The 647-nt window shown below is 70.3% G+C and carries 2 pseudogenes; both read left to right on the top strand.

What is annotated here, in order from left to right:
* Window positions 1–282: pseudogene (locus FXN61_RS49870) on the top strand (hypothetical protein); the annotation flags it as partial.
* 138 nt (window positions 283–420) lie between these two features.
* Window positions 421–647 (top strand): annotated as a pseudogene (locus tag FXN61_RS49865) (glycosyl transferase, family 39); the annotation flags it as partial.

Here is a 647-nt window from a genome sequence, read left to right as displayed (position 1 = left end):
CACTGGATGCGCGACGAGCACCCGCTCCCGCAGATCTACAGCGGACACAACGAGCTGTACTTCCGGGGACCGCCGCCCGAGACGGCGGATGTGGTGATCACGGTGGCCCTGGACGAGAACCGGCTGGCGCGGGACTTCCGCGAGTGCTCCGTGGTGGCGCGCATCGACAACGGGTACGGGCTCGACACCAGGGAGCAAGGCCGGGCCATCTCGGTGTGCCGCGGTCTGCGGGCGCCGTGGGCCGAACTGTGGCCCAGGTACCGGCTGATCGGGCCCTACTGACCGGGTGTTCCGCACACAGAGACCGATCAACTCGATGTGATCTCGTGGGGTCGCCGCGCCCGTGCAGCCTGACGTTCGTGTCGCGGACCATGCCGTTCCGGAGGGACTGGTCGTTGTCCGCGACCAGGAGGGGGAGCGATGCAAGCGTTGACGGCGGAGGGCGTGGCGGCGCGGACCGGCGTGGCGGTGCCGCTGGCGCGGCGCCCGGTGGCGGTGGTCGCAGTGCTCTACGCGGCCCTGGTGTTGCCGTTCGCCGGAAAGTACGGGCTCACGGTCGACGAGCTGTACTTCCGGATGCTGGGCGACGATCCGCGGTGGGGTTACTTCGACCAGCCGCCGCTCGCGCCACTGCTCGCCAAGGCGGG

Source organism: Lentzea indica (assembly GCF_012184385.1).
Classification (GTDB): domain Bacteria; phylum Actinomycetota; class Actinomycetes; order Mycobacteriales; family Pseudonocardiaceae; genus Lentzea; species Lentzea indica.
Note: the sequence above shows the minus strand (reverse complement) of the source record. Positions and strands in the feature narration are given on the sequence as shown.